This window comes from Granulicatella sp. WM01, from assembly GCF_004570605.1.
In the GTDB taxonomy this organism is placed as follows: Bacteria; Bacillota; Bacilli; order Lactobacillales; family Aerococcaceae; genus WM01.
On the sequence record NZ_SPPB01000088.1, the window covers coordinates 1 to 5,134 of the forward strand.

Consider the following 5,134-nt stretch of genomic DNA (forward strand, 5'->3'; position numbering starts at 1 on the left):
GCGTGGCAACGTCCTACTCTTGCAGGGGGAATCCCCCAACTACCCTCGGCGCTAAAAAGCTTAACTTCTGTGTTCGGCATGGGTACAGGTGTCTCCTTCTTGCCATCGTTACCACACTTTATTGAAAGGTTTCCCTCTCACAACTGAATATCTCCAAACCTCTTTACCTCTTGGTTAAGTCCTCGACCGATTAGTACTAGTCCGCTCCATGCCTCACAGCACTTCCACTCCTAGCCTATCTACCTGTTCGTCTTCCAGGGGTCTTACTTCATTTCTGAATGGGAAATCTCATCTTGAGGGGGGCTTCACGCTTAGATGCTTTCAGCGTTTATCCCGTCCACACATAGCTACCCAGCGATGCCCTTGGCAGAACAACTGGTACACCAGCGGTGTGTCCATCCCGGTCCTCTCGTACTAAGGACAGCTCCTCTCAAATTTCCTACGCCCGCGACGGATAGGGACCGAACTGTCTCACGACGTTCTGAACCCAGCTCGCGTACCGCTTTAATGGGCGAACAGCCCAACCCTTGGGACCGACTTCAGCCCCAGGATGCGATGAGCCGACATCGAGGTGCCAAACCTCCCCGTCGATGTGAACTCTTGGGGGAGATAAGCCTGTTATCCCCAGGGTAGCTTTTATCCGTTGAGCGATGGCCCTTCCATGCGGTACCACCGGATCACTAAGCCCGACTTTCGTCCCTGCTCGAGTTGTCTCTCTCGCAGTCAAGCTCCCTTCTGCCTTTACACTCTTCGAATGATTTCCAACCATTCTGAGGGAACCTTTGGGCGCCTCCGTTACTTTTTAGGAGGCGACCGCCCCAGTCAAACTGCCCGTCTGACACTGTCTCCCACCTCGTCTAAGGTGCGGGTTAGAGGGTCCATATCACAAGGGTAGTATCCCACCAGCGCCTCCTCCGAAACTGACGTCCCGGTCTCTCAGGCTCCTACCTATCCTGTACATGTCATACAAACACTCAATATCAAACTGCAGTAAAGCTCCATGGGGTCTTTCCGTCCTGTCGCGGGTAACCTGCATCTTCACAGGTACTATAATTTCACCGAGCCTCTCGTTGAGACAGTGCCCAAATCGTTACGCCTTTCGTGCGGGTCGGAACTTACCCGACAAGGAATTTCGCTACCTTAGGACCGTTATAGTTACGGCCGCCGTTTACTGGGGCTTCAATTCATTGCTTCGCTTGCGCTGACAACTCCTCTTAACCTTCCAGCACCGGGCAGGCGTCACCCCCTATACGTCATCTTTCGATTTTGCAGAGAGCTGTGTTTTTGATAAACAGTCGCTTGGGCCTATTCACTGCGGCTGACCTTAAGTCAGCACCCCTTCTCCCGAAGTTACGGGGTCATTTTGCCGAGTTCCTTAACGAGAGTTCGCTCGCTCACCTTAGGATTCTCTCCTCAACTACCTGTGTCGGTTTGCGGTACGGGTCCTTATCCACTCGCTAGAAGCTTTTCTTGGCAGTGTGATTGATAAGATAGATACTACTTGGTGTTTCGTACCCCCATCATAACTCATCCTTATCAGAAACAAGCATTTGACTCATTCCCAGACTCGTTACTTAGACCTCACTATTCCATCAGTGGGCTCTTTCAACCTCCTGCGTCCCTCCTTTGCTCAATCGTGTTTAAGAAGTACAGGAATATCAACCTGTTGTCCATCGACTACGCCTATCGGCCTCGCCTTAGGTCCCGACTAACCCTGGGCGGACGAGCCTTCCCCAGGAAACCTTAGTTATTCGGTGGACGGGATTCTCACCCGTCTTTCGCTACTCATACCGGCATTCTCACTTCTAAGCGCTCCAACTGTCCTTACGATCAGCCTTCTTCGCCCTTAGAACGCTCTCCTACCACTCATGTTCTTCACATGAATCCACAGCTTCGGTGGTCTGTTTAGCCCCGGTACATTTTCGGCGCAGGATCACTCGACTAGTGAGCTATTACGCACTCTTTAAATGGTGGCTGCTTCTAAGCCAACATCCTAGTTGTTTATGCAATCCCACATCCTTTTCCACTTAACAGACACTTTGGGACCTTAGCTGGTGGTCTGGGCTGTTTCCCTTTCGACTACGGATCTTATCACTCGCAGTCTGACTCCCGTATATAAATCTATGGCATTCGGAGTTTATCTGAATTCGGTAACCCGAGTTGGGCCCCTAGTCCAAACAGTGCTCTACCTCCATGATTCTTCCTACGAGGCTAGCCCTAAAGCTATTTCGGAGAGAACCAGCTATCTCCAAGTTCGATTGGAATTTCTCCGCTACCCACACCTCATCCAAGCACTTTTCAACGTGCCCTGGTTCGGTCCTCCAGTGTGTCTTACCACACCTTCAACCTGGACATGGGTAGGTCACTTGGTTTCGGGTCTACGACAACATACTCTTTCGCCCTATTCAGACTCGCTTTCGCTTCGGCTCCGTCTCTTCAACTTAACCTCGCATGCTATCGTAACTCGCCGGTCCATTCTACAAAAGGTACGCTATCACACATTAACGTGCTCTAACTACTTGTAAGCACACGGTTTCAGGTTCTCTTTCACTCCCCTCCCGGGGTGCTTTTCACCTTTCCCTCACGGTACTTGTTCACTATCGGTCACTAGGGAGTATTTAGCCTTGCCAGATGGTCCTGGCTGCTTCCGACGGGATTTCTCGTGTCCCGCCGTACTCAGGATTCTGCTAGAGGTCTCTCCAATGTCGACTACGAGGCTTTCACTCTCTTTGGCTGACTTTCCCAAGTCATTCGTCTATCAGATTAACTCCCACATTGCAGTCCTACAACCCCAACGTGCATGCACATTGGTTTGGGCTTCTTCCGTTTCGCTCGCCGCTACTCAGGAAATCGATTTTTCTTTCTCTTCCTGCAGGTAATGAGATGTTTCAGTTCCCTGCGTCTACCTTCTCATGTGCTATGTATTCACACATGGATACTACACCATCACATGTAGTGGGTTCCCCCATTCGGAAATCTTCGGATCATTGCGTACTTACTGCTCCCCAAAGCATATCGGTGTTCGTCCCGTCCTTCGTCGGCTCCTAGTGCCAAGGCATTCACCGTGCGCCCTTAATGACTTAACCTACTTTGCTCATTCTCATGAGCTGAGTGTTGCGATTCTTTTCATTAATTCACTCTTCTAACTTACTGTTAGTTCTCGGTAAAATTATTGGTTTGTTTTACGATATTCAGTTGTCAAAGGTCAACCGTCACTTGCGTGACTATGGAGAATAGCGGGATCGAACCGCTGACCTCCTGCGTGCAAAGCAGGCGCTCTCCCAGCTGAGCTAATCCCCCAACTCTGTTTAAGAGGTTACCCTCTCAAAACTAAACATTATGTCCTACCTTTGTGCATTCCTACTTTTCCTTAGAAAGGAGGTGATCCAGCCGCACCTTCCGATACGGCTACCTTGTTACGACTTCACCCCAATCATCTATCCCACCTTAGACGGCTAGCTCCTTGCGGTTACCCCACCGGCTTCGGGTGTTACAAACTCTCGTGGTGTGACGGGCGGTGTGTACAAGACCCGGGAACGTATTCACCGCAACGTGCTGATTTGCGATTACTAGCGATTCCGGCTTCATGTAGGCGAGTTGCAGCCTACAATCCGAACTGAGAATGGCTTTAAGAGATTCGCTTGCCCTCACGGGGTTGCTGCTCGTTGTACCATCCATTGTAGCACGTGTGTAGCCCAAGTCATAAGGGGCATGATGATTTGACGTCATCCCCACCTTCCTCCGGTTTGTCACCGGCAGTCTGACTAGAGTGCCCAACTTAATGCTGGCAACTAATCATAAGGGTTGCGCTCGTTGCGGGACTTAACCCAACATCTCACGACACGAGCTGACGACAACCATGCACCACCTGTCACTTTGTCCCCGAAGGGAATTCTCTATCTCTAGAGTGGTCAAAGGATGTCAAGACTTGGTAAGGTTCTTCGCGTTGCTTCGAATTAAACCACATGCTCCACCGCTTGTGCGGGTCCCCGTCAATTCCTTTGAGTTTCAACCTTGCGGTCGTACTCCCCAGGCGGAGTGCTTAATGCGTTAACTGCAGCACTGAAAGGTGGAAACCTTCCAACACTTAGCACTCATCGTTTACGGCGTGGACTACCAGGGTATCTAATCCTGTTTGCTCCCCACGCTTTCGAGACTCAGCGTCAGTTACAGACCAGAGAGTCGCCTTCGCCACTGGTGTTCCTCCATATATCTACGCATTTCACCGCTACACATGGAATTCCACTCTCCTCTTCTGCACTCAAGTCCCCCAGTTTCCAATGACCCTCCACGGTTGAGCCGTGGGCTTTCACATCAGACTTAAGGAACCGCCTGCTCTCGCTTTACGCCCAATAAATCCGGACAACGCTTGCCACCTACGTATTACCGCGGCTGCTGGCACGTAGTTAGCCGTGGCTTTCTGGTTAGATACCGTCAATCTTATAGCAGTTACTCTATAAGGTGTTCTTTTCTAACAACAGAGTTTTACGATCCGAAAACCTTCTTCACTCACGCGGCGTTGCTCGGTCAGACTTTCGTCCATTGCCGAAGATTCCCTACTGCTGCCTCCCGTAGGAGTTTGGGCCGTGTCTCAGTCCCAATGTGGCCGATCACCCTCTCAGGTCGGCTACGTATCACTGCCTTGGTGAGCCGTTACCTCACCAACTAGCTAATACGCCGCGGGTCCATCCATAAGCGACAGCTTGCACCGTCTTTCCCACTTTGTTCATGCGAACATAGCGTCTATGGGGTATTAGCAGTCGTTTCCGACTGTTATCCCTCTCTTATGGGCAGGTTACCCACGTGTTACTCACCCGTCCGCCGCTAAGAGAGAAGATGCAAGCATCTTTTCTCTTCGCTCGACTTGCATGTATTAGGCACGCCGCCAGCGTTTGTCCTGAGCCAGGATCAAACTCTCATGAAAATGATGAGTTTTTAGCTCAAAATAGATTACTGACTTTGGATATATTATCCGATTTATTGTTTTGGGGTTATCTGACGAGCAGATAACTTCCCCTACACATTTGGTTTGTTTCATAATGTTTAGTTTTCAAAGGGCTTGTCTCCTTGCGGCGACTTGTATATATTACCAACATCCTCTTTTTTTGTCAACTGCTTTTTTTACTTTTTTTTA

1 tRNA gene and 3 rRNA genes are annotated in these 5,134 nt (G+C 50.1%); all 4 read right to left on the reverse strand.

The window, feature by feature from the left end:
• The 4 genes from rrf to E4T68_RS08330 all read right to left on the reverse strand — a co-directional run bounded on the left by rrf (position 1) and on the right by E4T68_RS08330 (position 4,924).
• A 5S ribosomal RNA gene (gene rrf, locus E4T68_RS08315) occupies positions 1-116 on the reverse strand.
• A 54-nt stretch (positions 117-170) separates the two neighbouring features.
• Positions 171-3,086: ribosomal RNA gene (locus E4T68_RS08320) — 23S ribosomal RNA — on the reverse strand.
• Between the two features lie 141 nt (positions 3,087-3,227).
• Positions 3,228-3,300, reverse strand: a tRNA-Ala gene (locus E4T68_RS08325).
• 74 nt (positions 3,301-3,374) lie between these two features.
• Positions 3,375-4,924: ribosomal RNA gene (locus E4T68_RS08330) — 16S ribosomal RNA — on the reverse strand.
• Together the 16S, 23S and 5S rRNA genes with 1 tRNA gene alongside form the textbook arrangement of a ribosomal RNA operon.
• Between the last annotated feature and the right edge of the window lie 210 nt (positions 4,925-5,134).